We start from the raw sequence: 13,988 nt of genomic DNA, 5'->3' as shown, positions 1-13,988 counted from the left end.
CATCGATTCTCAATGCCGGACTGCAAAAATTCCGTGAAAAATCAGGCAGTACTCAGGTTTTTCGATTACGGGCCGAAAGCCTATCAGACAAGCCGAAAAAGTCGATGCAACACCCACAATTATAAAGGGCACGGAGTGACAGGACGATGAACAGTTTGCGCAATATGTCGATCAGCCGACGCCTCTGGCTGATCCTGGTAGTCGCCGTGCTGATGCTGCTGACCTTGGGCGCGTTGATGCTCAAACAGATCCATGACGACCTCTACCAGGCCAAGCGTCAACAGACCCAGCACGTGGTGCAAACCGCCAGCGGGGTATTGGGCTACTACCAGAACCTGGAGAAAACCGGGGTGCTCACCCGCGAAGCGGCGCAGCAGCAAGCCCTGAGCGCAGTGCGCGGCCTGCGTTACGACCACGACGATTACTTCTGGATCAACGACCTCACCCCCGTGATGATCATGCACGCGGCCAATCCCAAGCTGGACGGCCAGAACCTCTCGGCGATCCGCGATCCGGACGGGTTTGCGGTGTTCAACGAGTTCGTGAGCCTGGCCAAGGCCAAGGGCGCCGGCATTGTCAATTACCGCTGGCCGAAACCGGGGGCCGATGCGCCCGTGCAGAAAACCTCCTACATCCAGTTGTTCGCACCCTGGGGCTGGATTATCGGCTCGGGCGTCTACGTGGACGACGTTCAGGCCGAGTTCACCGTCCAGGTGTGGAAAGCCTCTGCCATCGGCCTGGGCATCGCGCTGATCATGGCCTTGCTGGTGCTGTTGATCGCGCGCAGCATCCTGCAACCGTTGCAGGCGGCGGTGAATGCCATGGGCAACATCGCCAGCGGTGAAAGCGACCTGACCCGCAGCCTCGATACCCACGGGCGCGACGAGGTCACCCAGCTGTCCCAGCACTTCAATACCTTCACCGCCAAATTGCGCCAGGTGGTCGGCCAATTGCAGGTGTGCGCCAACGCCCTGGGCGAGTCGTCCATCGAGCTGGGCCACAACGCCAGCCAGGCCCACGACCGCAGCCAGCAGCAGTCGCAACAGATGGAACTGGTGGCCACCGCGATCAATGAAGTCACCTACGGCGTGCAGGACGTGGCCAAGAACGCCGAGCACGCCGCCAGCGAAATGCGCGACGCCCAAGCCCAGGCGCAACAAGGCCAGGTCAACATCGACGGCAGTTTGCAGCAGATCGACCAGCTCTCCAGCACCATCAGCCAGGCCGTGGAGGTTATCCGAACCCTGTCCAGCGAGAGCACCCAGATCGGCGGCGTGCTGGAAGTGATTCGTTCAATTGCCGACCAAACCAATTTGCTCGCCCTCAACGCTGCCATCGAGGCCGCACGCGCCGGCGAGCAGGGTCGTGGGTTTGCCGTAGTGGCCGATGAGGTACGCTTGCTGGCCCAGCGCACGCAGAAATCCACGGCTGAGATCCAGGCGATGATCGAGCGGCTGCAGGGCCATTCGGAAGCGGCGGTCAAGGTCATCAGCGACAGCCACAGCGCCTCGCAACTGACCATCGAACAAGCCGGCCTGGCCGGTGCAAGCCTCAGTGCCATCGGCCAGGCGCTGCATAATCTCAACGGCCTGAACGCCTCGATTGCCAGTGCCACCCTGCAACAGGCTCATGTGGTGGAAGACATCAACCAGAACGTCACCCAGGCGGCCGGCTTATCCCACAGCACCGCGCTGGCGGCTGAACAGTCGAGCGTGGCGAGCGCGCAATTGCGCGGCTTGAGTGAGCAGCTTGACGGGCTCTTGCGCCAGTTCAAAGTCTGACGCCCATGTCATGAGCACCCTGTGGGAGGGGGCAAGCCCTAATGCCAGTCAGTTAAGGCGACACCGAACCTGTGGCGAGGGAGCTTGCTCCCGCTGGACTGCGCAGCAGTCCCATTGTTTGGGGCCGCTTCGCGCCCCAGCGGGAGCAAGCTCCCTCGCCACAAGTTAGTTCTCGCTCCTGCTACTTCTTAACTGACCGGCATTAGGGCTTGCCCTCTCCCACATTTTTTTTCTGCATCAAACCAGGATCATTGCTGGGTCAATTGAGTCCACAACGCCGGCGCACCGGCTGCCTTGGCGATCGCGTCCAATCGCGCGGCATGCTCGGCCAGATCCTGCTCGCTGGCACGGATGATAGCCGTAGGCCTGCGATCAGCCGGCAGGCGACGGATCTCCGAGGGACGATTGCCCGAGCCTTCTGCCGAACCGTTGCCATCGGAGGCATTACCGGCCAGCGACAGGCTGGTCTGCCCACCGGTCATGGCCAGGTAGACCTCAGCCAGAATCTCGGAGTCGAGCAAGGCGCCGTGCAGTTCACGGCCGGAGTTGTCCACGCCGTAACGTTTGCACAAGGCATCGAGGCTATTGCGTTGGCCCGGGTGACGCTCGCGGGCCATCATCAAGGTGTCGAGGATCGAGCAGTGCTGGGAAATATCCGCTCGATCCATCTGCCCCATCAGGGAAAATTCATTATTGATGAAGCCGACGTCGAACGCCGCGTTATGAATGATCAGTTGGGCGCCGTTGATGAACTCGAAAAACTCATCGGCCACTTCGGCAAAGCGCGGCTTGCCCTTGAGGAACTCGTCGGTGATGCCGTGGACGCCGATCGCGCCTTCGTCACTGTCGCGGTCCGGTTGCAGGTAGACGTGAAAGTGACGACCGGTCAGACGGCGGCCCATCAGTTCGACACAGCCGATTTCGATGATCCGGTGACCATCGGTCACCGGCATGCCGGTGGTTTCGGTATCGAGTACAACGGATCGGATGGCCATCAGGGTTCAGCTCTCAACGGTGTGGGGTGAGTCAAAGGGCGCGATGTTAACACGTCAGCCGGCTTCAGCTCTGCTTGTAGCCGCGCACTTCATCCACGCCCCTGTTGGCGAGCTGGTCAGCCCGTTCATTGCCGGGATGACCGATATGCCCACGCACCCATTTCCAGGTGATGTCATGCCGGTTGCATTGCTCGTCGAGCAATTGCCACAGGTCGGCATTCTTGACCGGTTCCTTGGACGCCGTTTTCCAGCCGCGCTTCTTCCAGTTGACCATCCACTCGTTGATGCCCTTCATCACATATTGCGAATCGGTCACCAGCAGGACGTTGCAGCGCCGCTTGAGCTCTTCCAGGCCGCGAATGGCGCCCATCAGCTCCATGCGGTTGTTGGTGGTGTTGGCTTCGCCGCCCCACAACTCCTTCTCCACGCCCTTGCACACCAGCAATGCGCCCCAGCCGCCGGGGCCGGGGTTGCCCTTGCAGGCGCCATCGGTGAAGAGTTCTACGCTATCGGTCATCGGTTATTGAGCCTGAATCAAAAGAGGTTTTACGGTTCGCGCTGTTCGCGGTTGACCTTGGCCAGGGGCATCGGCACCAGCTTGGCGAGCGGTTCGCGGCGCACTTGCTGCACCGGCCGCAGCCCGACCGCGATCTTGCGCGCCACTAATAAATAGAAGCCCCCACCCGACAGTTGCCAGGCACCTGCGCGGCGTTCCCAGCCGGCGAGGCGCCCCTGCCATTTGGCGGACGCAAGCGGCGGACGATAGCACCCGAAGCGGCGTTTCTCCAGCGCGAAACCCAGCAGGTTCAGCCAGTCGCCCACCCGTGAAGGCGCGATGCAGCGCGCCTGGCGCAAACCGTCCTGGGCGAACACATGGCGCAGGCCCCAACTGCTCCAGGGGTTGATGCCGACAATCAGCAAATGGCCACCGGGACGCACGCTGCTGGCGGCTTCGCGCAACAAACCGTGGGGAGACAGGCAAAAATCCAGGCCATGCTGCAACACCACCACATCGGCGGCGTGTTCGCTCAACGGCCAGGCCTGCTCCTCGCAGACGATTTCCACACCCGGCAACGGCGCCCCCAGGCGTACATTGCGTTGTACCTGCGGTGCGCACGGCGGCGTTTCGGCCGACGGGCCGTAATGCACCAGGTAGCCACCAAAGAACCGGCCCAGCTCGTCATCGAGCATGCGCCGCTCTTCATCCAGCAGAAATTGCCCAAGCGGCCCGGACAACCATTCGCGGGCTGCACCGATCAGGGCCAGCCACTCAGGATCGGCCTGGGCGAACGCTTTATCAGTCATTGCATTCTCCAACTCGCCTAGACGTTCTAAGATGCACCAATGTGTTCAGCTTGGCGAATCGAAGAATGATACAGATCAGTGCCCTGCCCGCCTTCACCGATAACTACATCTGGTTGTTACAGGATGAGCAAACCCACCGTTGCGCCGTGGTCGACCCCGGTGACGCCGCGCCGGTGCTCGCCTGGCTCAAGCAGAACCCGGCCTGGACCCTCAGCGATATCCTGGTCACCCACCATCACCATGACCACGTCGGCGGCGTCGAGCAACTCAAGGCGGTCACCGGCGCCAGGGTGTATGGCCCCGCGAACGAAAAAATCCCGGCACGGGACGTCGACTTGCAGGACAACGACCGCATCACCGTGCTCGGCTGGGATTTCGATGTGTATGCAGTGCCCGGCCACACCCTCGGCCACATCGCTTATTACCATCAAGGCGTGCTGCTGTGTGGTGACACCCTGTTTGCCGCCGGTTGCGGTCGCCTGTTCGAAGGCACGCCGCAACAGATGTACGCGTCCCTGGAACGCCTGGCTGCCCTGCCTGCCGATACCTTGGTGTACTGCACCCACGAGTACACACAAAGTAACCTCAAGTTTGCCCAAGCCGTGGAACCGGATAATGCCGACATCGCTGAACGGGTCGCGCGAGTCGCTCAATTGCGCGCCCGTGGCGAGATGACGCTGCCTTCCAACCTGGCCCTGGAAAAACGCACTAACCCTTTTCTACGCACCTCTGAAACATCCGTTAAACAAAAAGCGGACGAACGGAACGGACGCGACAACCGCTCTGGGGCCGAGGTGTTTGCTAGCTTGAGGGCTTGGAAAGATAAGTTCTAAGCGGACGCAATCTGATACGTAATTTCTGAATGGTTGACCGGAACCGAAGCGCTTTCTAGAATCGCCCGACATTTTTGCCCGGAACTTACTTCCAGCCAATGTCGTCATCTATTCGTAAATCCATTTCTTCAGACGCATTGACCCGCCTGGCTCAAGCCGTGGCGGTGGCCGTTTCCGCAACTCTGGCGGGCTGCCAATCGACTCATTACGCTGCACAATCCACCGTGCAACCCAAACCCAATCTTGCTGCCAAGATCAAGCAAAAACCTATTTGGCTCTCAGAGAAGCCCAGCCCCGAAGTGCCCCAGGATGTCTGGGAACGCATGCGTCGGGGCTTTCAATTGCAGGACGGCGTAGGGGTCAACCCGCGCATCGAGCAACAACGCCTGTGGTTCGCCAGCAACCCGTCCTTCCTGGAGAACGCCGGCGAACGCGGCAGCCTCTACATTCATTACATCGTCGAGCGCCTTGAAGAACGCAATATGCCCCTGGAGCTGGCGCTGCTGCCGGTGATTGAAAGTGCCTACAACCCAATGGCCTACTCGCGCAGCGATGCGGTCGGCTTGTGGCAGTTCATTCCGTCCACCGGGCGCTACTTCAACCTGCGCCAGACCCGCGCCTACGATGGCCGCCGCGATATCACCGCCTCCACCACCGCCGCCCTGGACTACCTGACCCGCCTGCATGACATGTTCAACGGCGACTGGCTGCTGGCCCTGGCGGCTTACAATGCCGGTGAAGGCACGGTGAGCCGGGCCATCGAGCGCAACGAGAAGCTCGGCCTGCCGACGGACTACTGGAACCTGCCGCTGCCCCAGGAAACCAAGGACTACGTGCCCAAATTCCTGGCGTTGTCCCAGGTGGTGCTGGCCCCCGAGGCGTATGGCGTCAACCTCAACCCGATCGCCAACACGCCGTATTTCGAAGTGGTTGAAGTCAAGCAAAGCATGGACCTGTCCCGGGTCGCCGCGCTGGCGGAAATCGATGAAGACGAGCTGTTCCAGCTCAACCCGGCCCTGAAACAACGCACCACCCTGGACGGCCCTCAGCATTTGCTGGTGCCTACCTCCAAGGCGCAACTGCTCACCAGCACCCTGTCGACGATGAAGCCGGAAGAATTGTTGAGCATGCGCCCGAAAAAGCCGGTGTTCGACGAAGTCGAGACCAAGGCGGTGGCCGGGCGTACCCGCAGCTACAAGGTGCGCACTGGCGATAACCTCACGCTGATCGCCAAGGCCAACAAGGTCGATGTGCATGACCTGCAGCGCTGGAACAAGCTCAACGGCCAGGCGCTCAAGGTCGGCCAGACCCTGGTGATGCAGGACACGCGCAAAGCCGCCGCGACCAAACCGGTGCAGTACAAGGTCAAGAAAGGCGACTCGCTGTACATGGTCGCCAAGCGCTTCAACGTCGAGATGCAACATCTCAAGCGTTGGAACCCACGCACCGGCCAGGCGTTGAAGCCTGGGCAGATGCTGGTGGTTTCCGGGCCGCGCTGATACCTCAAGAACACTGAAGAGCTAATTGTGGGAGGGGGCTTGCTCCCGATAGCGGTGGGTCAGTTAGCCTATGTACTGACTGGCACAAAGCTATCGGGGGCAAGCCCCCTCCCACATTGGATCTTCACTGCTCTCAGCAGCCTTTTTCCATCCGGAACAAGCTGTTACTGTACCGATCATAAAGCCCAAGCCGCCCGGATCGGATCTCTGACTTGAAGCGTTCCCTCCTTCTACTAATAAGTCTGGCCTTGAGCTTTGCTGCGAACGCGACGATTACCGAGAGCCACGGTTACGCGCAGTTCGGCACACTCAAGTACCCGGCCAAATTCACCCATTACGATTGGGTAAACCCTGCAGCGCCGAAAGGCGGGACACTGCGGGTGATGGCCTTTGGCACGTTCGACACCCTCAACCCTTATACCTTCAAGGGCACCAGCCCGGTTTCCACCGGCAATTTCCTGCAGTATGGCGTCAATGAGCTGAACGAACCGCTGATGGTCGGCACCGGCCAGTACGCCCCTTCCGGCGACGAGCCGACGTCCAGCTACGGCCTGATTGCCCAATCGGTGGAATACAGCGAGGACCGCAGCTGGGTCGTGTTCAATCTGCGCCACGAGGCGCGTTTTCACGATGGGGCACCGATTACTGCCGATGACGTGGCGTTTTCCTACCGAACCCTGTTGACCGAAGGCCACCCGCAATACCGCACCAACCTGCAGGAAGTGGCGCGGGTCGACATCCTCAATCGCCATCGCATTCGTTTTGTGTTCAAGCGCGCCGGCAACCCGCTGTTGATCCTGCGCCTGGGCGAGTTGCCCGTGCTGCCCCAGCATTACTGGAAGAACCGCGACTTCAAGGCCACCACCTTCGAGCCGCCACTGGGCAGCGGGCCGTACCGCATCAGCAAGGTCACCCCCGGCCGCCAGCTGGTGTTCGAACGGGTCAAGGATTACTGGGGCAAGAACCTGCCGGTCAACCAGGGTTTGTATAACTATAACAAGGTCGAGGTGGAGTTCTATCGCGACAGCGACGTCGCCTTTGAAGCCTTCAAGGCGGGCGAATTCGACATTTATATCGAACACCAGGCCAAGAACTGGGACACCGGCTACCACTTCCCGGCGGTGAACCGCAGCGAGGTTATCAAGGCACAGATCGCCCACCGCATCCCCACCCAAAGCCAGGGCCTGTTCATCAACACCCGGCGTCCGGCCTTCAGCCAGACCCAGGTGCGCGAAGCCCTGGGGTTGATGTTCGACTTCGAATGGACCAACCGCACCCTGTTCAGCAATGCCTACAAACGCGCCTTGAGTTACTACCCCAACAGCGAATTTTCCGCCACCGGCGTCCCGGTCGGTCACGAGTGGCTGATGCTCTCGCCCTACCGCGACCAACTGCCGGCCAAGCTGTTTACCCAGGCCTTCAGCCTGCCGCAGACCGACGGTCGCGGCATCCCCCGCGATACCCTGCGCCGCGCCCTGGGCCTGCTCGGCGAGGCCGGCTGGAAGCTGTCCGGCCAACGCCTGCTAAACCAGGACGGGCAACCGCTGCGCCTGGAAATCCTGCTGGTCAACCCGAACCTGGAGCGCATCCTGCAGCCCTATGTCGAGAACCTGATCAGTATCGGCATCGACGCGCACCTGCGCACCGTTGACCGTGCGCAGTACAAGCAGCGCCTCGACCAGTTCGACTTCGACATGATCCTGGTCACCCTCAACCAGACCCTCAGCCCAGGGCTGGAACAGTGGCAGTACTTCCATTCCAGCCAGGCTGCCATCAAGGGCAGCAAGAATTACGCCGGCATCGCCAACCCTGTAGTCGACCACCTGCTGGAACAACTGCTCGCGGCCCAGACTCGCGAAGAACAACTGGCCGCCGGCCGCGCCCTGGACCGGGTGCTGCTGTGGCAGCACTACAGCATTCCCAATTGGTACCTCAACTATCATCGCCTGGCGTACCGCAACCGGTTCGCCTTTGTCACCACGCCGCCCTACAGCCTGGGCTTGAGCGCATGGTGGCTGAAAGCTTCGGAGAAAGCCCAATGATGTCTTTGCGCAGTACTCTATTCGCCAGCCTGTTGCTGTGCAGTGCGGCCCAGGCCGCCCCGCAACATGCGTTGACGCTGTATAACGAGCCGCCCAAGTACCCCGCCGATTTCAAGCATTTCGACTACGTGAACCCCGACGCCCCCAAGGGCGGCACCTTCCGCGAGTCAGCCATGGGCGGCTTTGACAGCCTCAACCCCTACATCAGCAAAGGCGTGCCCGCAGACAATCTGCCGTTGATCTACGACACGCTGGCGATGCAGAGCCTGGACGAGCCCATCACCGAATACGGCCTGGTGGCCGGCAAGATCGAAAAGGCGCCGGACAACAGTTGGGTGCGCTTCTATCTGCGCCCCGAGGCACGCTTCCATGATGGCCACCCGATCCGCGCCGAAGACGTGGTGTTCACCTTCCAGACCCTGATCAAGGATGGAACCCCGCTCTACCGCACTTACTACGCCGACGTGGATGAAGTGGTCGCCGAGGACCCGTTGCGGGTGCTGTTCAAATTCAAGCGCACCAACAACCGTGAGCTGCCGCTGATCCTCGGGCAGTTGCCGGTACTGCCCAAGCATTGGTGGGCCAGCCGGGATTTTTCCAAGGGCAACCTGGAAATTCCGCTGGGCAGTGGCCCGTACAAGGTGGCTGAGGTCAAGGCCGGGCGCATGATTCGCTACGAGCGGGTCAAGGACTACTGGGCCAAGGACTTGCCGGTCGCCAAGGGTTTCTACAATTTCGATAATCGCATCACCGATTATTACCGTGACAGCACCGTGTCCCTGGAAGCCCTGAAAGCCGGGCAGTTCGATTATTGGCTGGAGTTCAGCGCGAAAAACTGGGCCAACGCCTACAACATTCCGGCGGTAACCCAGGGCCGCTTGATCAAGGAAGAAATCCCCAACGGTAACCCCACCGGTATGCAGGGTTTTGTGTTCAATACGCGCAAACCGATGTTTCAGGATGTCCGGGTGCGCAAGGCCATCAGCCTGTTGCTGGATTTCGAATGGAGCAACAAACAGTTGTTCAATGGCGCCTATACCCGCACGCGCAGTTACTTCGAAAACTCGGAAATGGCCGCCACCGGTTTACCCGGCCCGGATGAACTGGCGATTCTCGAGCCCCTGCGCGACAAGATCCCTGCCGAAGTCTTCACTCAGTCCTTCGAGCCTTCCAAAACCGACGGTAGCGGCATGATCCGTGCGCAGCAGCGCGAGGCGTATCAGCTGTTGCAAGAGGCCGGGTGGAAGATCGTCGACGACAAGATGGTCGACACCACCGGCAAACCGGTCACCATTGAATTCCTGCTGGCCCAGACCGAATTCGAGCGCATCCTGCTGCCGTTCAAGCGCAACCTGGCCGACCTGGGCATCGACCTGGTGATTCGCCGGGTTGACGTGTCGCAGTTCATCAACCGCCTGCGCTCGCGGGATTTCGACATGCTGGTGGGCAGCTTTCCGCAATCCACCTCCCCAGGTAATGAGCAGCGTGAGTTCTGGAAGTCGTCCAGCGCCGACAAACCCGGTAGCCGCAATTACATGGGCCTGAAAGACCCGGCCGTCGACCAGTTGGTCGAGCAGTTGATCGACGCCGACTCGCGCAAAAGCCTGATCGCCCACGCCAGGGCGCTGGACCGCGTGCTGCAGTTCGGTTACTACGTGATCCCCAACTGGCACATCAAGACCTTCCGTGTGGCGTATTGGGACCACCTCGGCCATCCGCAAGTTTCGCCGCGCTATGACGTCGGAACCGCCACCTGGTGGGCCAAACCCGACGTCAAACCGGCGATCCCCCTGGACACCACGCAAAGCGCCGAAGCGGCGAGCGGAGGCGATTGAATGCTGGCCTATATTGTTCGTCGCCTGTTGCTGATCATCCCCACGCTGTTCGGCATTCTGCTGATCAACTTCGTGATCATCCAAGCCGCCCCCGGCGGGCCGGTGGAACAGATGATCGCCAAGCTCGAAGGCTTTGACGGCGCCACCAGCCGTATCGCCGGTGGCGGCGCCGAAGTCGCGGTGGCCGGTTCCAGCTATCGCGGCGCCCAGGGGCTCGACCCGGCGCTGATCAAGGAAATCGAGAAAATGTACGGCTTCGACAAGTCGGCGCCGGAACGCCTGTGGATCATGGTCAAGAACTATGCCCGGCTGGATTTCGGCGACAGTTTTTTCCGTGATGCCAAGGTCATCGACCTGATCAAGGAAAAGATGCCGGTGTCCATTTCCCTCGGGCTATGGAGCACCCTGATCATGTACCTGGTGTCGATCCCCCTGGGCATCGCCAAGGCCACGCGCCACGGCAGCCATTTCGATGTGTGGACCAGTTCGGCGATCATCGTCGGCTATGCAATCCCGGCGTTCCTGTTCGCCATCCTGTTGATCGTGGTGTTTGCCGGCGGCAGTTACCTGGACTGGTTCCCGTTGCGCGGGCTGACGTCGAATAACTTCGACGAATTGAGTTGGGGCGCCAAGGTGCTCGATTACTTCTGGCACCTGGCCCTGCCCGTGACCGCCCTGGTAATCGGTAACTTCGCCACCATGACCCTGCTGACCAAGAACAGCTTTCTCGACGAGATCAACAAACAGTACGTGGTCACCGCCAAGGCCAAGGGCCTGACCAACCACCGCGTGCTCTACGGCCATGTGTTCCGCAACGCGATGCTGCTGGTGATCGCCGGTTTTCCCTCGGCCTTCATCGGCATCTTCTTTACCGGTTCCCTGCTGGTGGAGGTGATCTTTTCCCTCGACGGCCTCGGCCTGATGAGCTTTGAAGCGGCGATCAACCGCGACTATCCGGTGGTGTTCGGCACGCTGTTTATCTTCACCTTGCTGGGGCTGATCGTGAAACTGATCGGTGACCTCACCTACACCCTGGTCGATCCGCGTATCGACTTCGCCAGCCGGGAGCATTGAGATGAACCTGTCCCCCCTCAATCGCCGCCGGTTCGAGCGGTTCAAGGCGAACAAGCGTGGCTGGTGGTCGCTGTGGCTGTTCCTGATCCTGTTCGGGCTGAGCCTGGGCGCCGAGTTGATCGCCAACGACAAACCGCTGGCCGTGCACTTCGACGGTGACTGGTACTTCCCGGCGCTCAAGCGCTACCCGGAGACTACCTTCGGCGGCGAGTTTCCCCTGGAAGCCAACTACAAGAGCCCGTATATCCAGGAATTGCTCAAGGCCAAGGACGCCTGGACCTTATGGGCACCGATCCCGTTCAGCTACCAGAGCATCAACTACGACCTGAAAGTGCCGGCCCCGGCGCCGCCGTCCAACGTCAACCTGCTGGGCACCGATGACCAGGGCCGCGATGTACTGGCGCGAGTCATCTACGGTTTTCGCGTGTCGGTGCTGTTTGCGCTGACGCTGACCGTGCTCAGCTCGATCATCGGCGTGATCGCCGGCGCCCTGCAGGGTTTCTATGGCGGTTGGGTGGACCTGGCCGGGCAACGTTTCCTGGAGATCTGGTCCGGGTTGCCGGTGCTGTACCTGCTGATCATCCTCGCCAGCTTCGTGCAGCCCAATTTCTGGTGGCTGCTGGGCATCATGCTGCTGTTCTCGTGGATGAGCCTGGTGGACGTGGTGCGCGCCGAATTCCTGCGCGGGCGTAACCTGGAGTACGTGCGCGCGGCCCGTGCGCTGGGCATGCAGAACGGCGCGATCATGTTCCGCCATATCCTGCCCAATGCGATGGTCTCGACCATGACCTTCATGCCGTTCATTCTCACCGGCGCCATCGGCACCCTCACCGCCCTGGACTTCCTGGGCTTCGGCCTGCCGGCCGGCTCGCCGTCACTGGGTGAACTGGTGGCCCAGGGCAAATCCAACCTGCAGGCGCCGTGGCTGGGCATGAGTGCGTTTGCCGTGCTGGCGATCATGTTGAGCCTGCTGGTGTTTATCGGCGAGTCCGCTCGCGATGCTTTCGACCCGAGGAAATGAGATGAATCAGGACAATCTGATCGAAATCCGCGACCTCAGCGTCGAGTTCGTTACCGGCGAGCATCACCATCGCGTGGTCAATAACGTCAGCTTCGATATCAAGCGCGGCGAAACCCTGGCCCTGGTCGGCGAAAGCGGCTCGGGCAAGTCGGTGACCGCCCATTCGATCCTGCGCCTGCTGCCCTACCCGTTGGCGCGGCACCCGTCCGGCACCATCCACTACGCCGGGCAAGACCTGCTGACGCTCAAGGAAAAGACCCTGCGGCACATTCGCGGTAACCGCATCGCGATGATCTTCCAGGAGCCGATGACCTCGCTGAACCCGCTGCACTGCATCGAAAAACAGATCAACGAAGTGCTCGGCTTGCACAAGGGCCTCAGCGGCAAGGTCGCTACCCGGCGCACCCTGGAACTGCTGGAACTGGTGGGCATCCCCGAGCCGCACAAACGCCTCAAGGCATTGCCCCACGAACTCTCCGGCGGCCAGCGCCAGCGGGTAATGATCGCTATGGCCCTGGCTAACGAGCCGGAGCTGCTGATCGCCGATGAGCCGACCACGGCCCTCGATGTGACAGTGCAATTGAAGATCCTGGAACTGCTCAAGGAACTGCAGGCGCGCCTGGGCATGGCGTTATTGCTGATCAGCCACGACTTGAACCTGGTACGCCGGATCGCACACCGGGTGTGCGTGATGCAACAGGGCTGCATCGTCGAACAGGCCGATTGCGAGGCGCTGTTCCAGGCGCCGCAACACCCTTACACCCAGGAATTGCTGGCGGCGGAACCCAGCGGCGGGCCGGCCACCAACGCCGCCGGGCCACCGCTGTTGGAAGTGGACGACCTGAAAGTCTGGTTCCCGATCAAGAAGGGCTTTTTGCGCAACACTGTCGATTACGTCAAGGCCGTGGACGGTATCAACTTCAGCCTGCCCCAGGGGCAAACACTGGGCATCGTCGGCGAAAGCGGCTCGGGCAAGTCCACCCTGGGCCTGGCGATCCTGCGATTGATCGCGAGCCAGGGCGGCATTCGCTTCGAAGGCCAGCAACTCGACCGCCTCACCCAGCAACAGGTACGCCCGTTGCGCCGCGAGATGCAGGTGGTATTCCAGGACCCCTTCGGCAGCCTGAGCCCGCGCATGTGCGTCAGCGAGATCGTCGGCGAGGGCTTGCGCATCCACAAGATGGGCACGCCCGCCGAGCAGGAGGCGGCGATTATTGCCGCCCTCAAGGAAGTCGGCCTGGACCCGGAGGCGCGGCATCGCTACCCCCACGAATTTTCCGGCGGCCAGCGCCAGCGTATCGCCATCGCCCGCGCCCTGGTGCTCAAACCGCGCCTGATCCTGCTGGATGAGCCGACGTCGGCGCTGGACCGTACGGTGCAACGCCAGGTGGTGGAACTGCTGCGCGGTTTGCAGGCCAAGTACAACCTGACCTACCTGTTCATCAGCCATGACTTGGCGGTGGTCAAGGCGCTGAGTCACCAGTTGATGGTGGTCAAGCAGGGTCAGGTAGTGGAGCAAGGCGATGCCGGGGCGATTTTCGCCAACCCACAACACCCCTATACTCGGCAATTACTGGAAGCGGCCTTTCTGGTGCCCGCTTAA

11 protein-coding genes and 1 pseudogene are annotated in these 13,988 nt (G+C 61.1%); 8 read left to right on the top strand and 4 right to left on the bottom strand.

Annotation, left to right across the window (positions count from 1 at the left end; all coding sequences use genetic code 11):
• Positions 1–146 precede the first annotated feature (146 nt).
• Positions 147–1,781 carry a methyl-accepting chemotaxis protein gene (locus C4J84_RS12115; protein ID WP_124370612.1) on the top strand — a complete coding sequence of 545 codons (1,635 nt, stop codon included), beginning with the start codon at positions 147–149 and terminating at the stop codon, positions 1,779–1,781.
• A 68-nt stretch (positions 1,782–1,849) separates the two neighbouring features.
• Here the strand turns inward: C4J84_RS12115 and C4J84_RS26730 are convergent.
• From C4J84_RS26730 to C4J84_RS12100, 4 genes and pseudogenes are all read right to left on the bottom strand, one after another.
• Positions 1,850–1,945 (bottom strand): annotated as a pseudogene (locus C4J84_RS26730) (N-acetyltransferase); the annotation flags it as partial.
• A gap of 84 nt (positions 1,946–2,029) precedes the next feature.
• Positions 2,030–2,770: a DNA polymerase III subunit epsilon gene (dnaQ, locus tag C4J84_RS12110; RefSeq protein ID WP_164485286.1), complete on the bottom strand. Its 741-nt coding sequence runs from the start codon at positions 2,768–2,770 to the stop codon at positions 2,030–2,032.
• 70 nt (positions 2,771–2,840) lie between these two features.
• Positions 2,841–3,293: a ribonuclease HI gene (rnhA, locus tag C4J84_RS12105; RefSeq protein WP_057725161.1), complete on the bottom strand. Its 453-nt coding sequence runs from the start codon at positions 3,291–3,293 to the stop codon at positions 2,841–2,843.
• 29 nt (positions 3,294–3,322) lie between these two features.
• Entirely contained in the window at positions 3,323–4,081 is a 759-nt protein-coding gene (locus C4J84_RS12100) for a class I SAM-dependent methyltransferase (protein ID WP_124370610.1), read from the bottom strand.
• Positions 4,082–4,146: 65 nt separating this feature from the next.
• Here C4J84_RS12100 and gloB point away from each other — a divergent pair, with 65 nt between their 5' ends.
• The 7 genes from gloB to C4J84_RS12065 all read left to right on the top strand — a co-directional run bounded on the left by gloB (position 4,147) and on the right by C4J84_RS12065 (position 13,988).
• Entirely contained in the window at positions 4,147–4,914 is a 768-nt protein-coding gene (gene gloB, locus C4J84_RS12095) for a hydroxyacylglutathione hydrolase (protein ID WP_124435410.1), read from the top strand.
• A 98-nt stretch (positions 4,915–5,012) separates the two neighbouring features.
• On the top strand, positions 5,013–6,413 hold the full coding sequence (locus tag C4J84_RS12090) for a transglycosylase SLT domain-containing protein (RefSeq protein WP_124362725.1): 1,401 nt from the start codon (positions 5,013–5,015) through the stop codon (positions 6,411–6,413).
• A gap of 212 nt (positions 6,414–6,625) precedes the next feature.
• On the top strand, positions 6,626–8,455 hold the full coding sequence (locus tag C4J84_RS12085; RefSeq protein WP_124435409.1) for an extracellular solute-binding protein: 1,830 nt from the start codon (positions 6,626–6,628) through the stop codon (positions 8,453–8,455).
• Positions 8,452–10,290 carry an extracellular solute-binding protein gene (locus C4J84_RS12080; protein ID WP_124429526.1) on the top strand — a complete coding sequence of 613 codons (1,839 nt, stop codon included), beginning with the start codon at positions 8,452–8,454 and terminating at the stop codon, positions 10,288–10,290. Before C4J84_RS12085 ends, C4J84_RS12080 begins: the two co-directional genes overlap by 4 nt.
• Complete coding sequence (locus C4J84_RS12075; RefSeq protein WP_124362722.1) at positions 10,291–11,364, top strand: microcin C ABC transporter permease YejB; 1,074 nt, start codon at positions 10,291–10,293, stop codon at positions 11,362–11,364.
• A gap of 1 nt (position 11,365) precedes the next feature.
• On the top strand, positions 11,366–12,385 hold the full coding sequence (locus tag C4J84_RS12070) for an ABC transporter permease (protein ID WP_124435408.1): 1,020 nt from the start codon (positions 11,366–11,368) through the stop codon (positions 12,383–12,385).
• A gap of 1 nt (position 12,386) precedes the next feature.
• Positions 12,387–13,988 carry an ABC transporter ATP-binding protein gene (locus C4J84_RS12065; protein ID WP_124435407.1) on the top strand — a complete coding sequence of 534 codons (1,602 nt, stop codon included), beginning with the start codon at positions 12,387–12,389 and terminating at the stop codon, positions 13,986–13,988.

The organism is Pseudomonas sp. R11-23-07 (genome assembly GCF_003852295.1).
Classification (GTDB): Bacteria; Pseudomonadota; Gammaproteobacteria; order Pseudomonadales; family Pseudomonadaceae; genus Aquipseudomonas.
The sequence above is the reverse complement of the archived record's forward strand: the minus strand, read 5'-3'. Positions and strand labels throughout refer to the sequence as shown.

Excerpts from the sequence above, each read along its gene's own strand:
- C4J84_RS12115 (WP_124370612.1), top strand. The coding sequence starts at position 147 with ATGAACAGTTTGCGCAATATGTCGATCAGCCGACGCCTCTGGCTGATC.
- rnhA (WP_057725161.1), bottom strand. The coding sequence starts at position 3,293 with ATGACCGATAGCGTAGAACTCTTCACCGATGGCGCCTGCAAGGGCAAC.
- C4J84_RS12100 (WP_124370610.1), bottom strand. The coding sequence starts at position 4,081 with ATGACTGATAAAGCGTTCGCCCAGGCCGATCCTGAGTGGCTGGCCCTG.
- gloB (WP_124435410.1), top strand. The coding sequence starts at position 4,147 with ATGATACAGATCAGTGCCCTGCCCGCCTTCACCGATAACTACATCTGG.
- C4J84_RS12090 (WP_124362725.1), top strand. The coding sequence starts at position 5,013 with ATGTCGTCATCTATTCGTAAATCCATTTCTTCAGACGCATTGACCCGC.
- C4J84_RS12080 (WP_124429526.1), top strand. The coding sequence starts at position 8,452 with ATGATGTCTTTGCGCAGTACTCTATTCGCCAGCCTGTTGCTGTGCAGT.
- C4J84_RS12075 (WP_124362722.1), top strand. The coding sequence starts at position 10,291 with ATGCTGGCCTATATTGTTCGTCGCCTGTTGCTGATCATCCCCACGCTG.
- C4J84_RS12070 (WP_124435408.1), top strand. The coding sequence starts at position 11,366 with ATGAACCTGTCCCCCCTCAATCGCCGCCGGTTCGAGCGGTTCAAGGCG.
- C4J84_RS12065 (WP_124435407.1), top strand. The coding sequence starts at position 12,387 with ATGAATCAGGACAATCTGATCGAAATCCGCGACCTCAGCGTCGAGTTC.